Raw genomic sequence first — 557 nt, forward strand, 5'->3', positions numbered from 1 at the left:
GCCACAGTGCGCATCGCCGCGGTGATGATGCGCGTGCGGGTCTCCTCACCGCTGGCGCCGACGGGGCGTCCCCGCTGCGCCCGCGTCACCGTGTTCTCCGCACTCGCGCGTCCCGTCCGCAGGCTCTCGGCGCCTGACAGTGTCGAATATAATCGAGTGATCGATTTATTCGGGGTTCGTGCGGAGGTGCGCGGTGCGTGAGGGACGGGACGGCGGCGCGTGCCGTCCCGCATGAGCGCCCGGCCCTCGCGATTGGGGCGCCCGGTGGGCGCCGACGGCGAACAGACCCGCACGCGCATCATCATCGTGGCCACCATGCGCTGTGTGGCGACGGTGGGCTACTCGCGAGCCACGATTCGCGAGATTGCCCGCACCGCGGATGTCACCAGCGCCAGCCTCTACAACTACTTTCCGAACAAGGCGGAGCTGATCAAGGCGGCGATCGCGGCGCGCACCGATGTCGCTTTGCCACGGCTGCGGGCGGCCGCCGAGCGGCCGGGGAGCGCGGTCGACCGCATCGGGGCGGTTCTCGACGAATCGGGCCGGCTCATGCCCGA

The 557-nt window shown here is 70.6% G+C and carries 1 protein-coding gene and 1 pseudogene; one reads left to right on the top strand and one right to left on the bottom strand.

Going from position 1 to position 557, the window contains the following annotated elements:
- A pseudogene (locus A9X05_RS32675) lies at positions 1 to 89 on the bottom strand (TetR/AcrR family transcriptional regulator); the annotation flags it as partial.
- A 142-nt stretch (positions 90 to 231) separates the two neighbouring features.
- On the opposite strand from A9X05_RS32675, the gene A9X05_RS09205 reads away from it, so the two are divergent.
- Positions 232 to 557: TetR/AcrR family transcriptional regulator (locus tag A9X05_RS09205; protein ID WP_156736583.1), on the top strand; the 326-nt coding region annotated here is incomplete at its 3' end.

Origin of the sequence: Mycobacterium sp. E3298 (assembly GCF_001666895.1) — a bacterium.
Lineage (GTDB): Bacteria > Actinomycetota > Actinomycetes > Mycobacteriales > Mycobacteriaceae > Mycobacterium.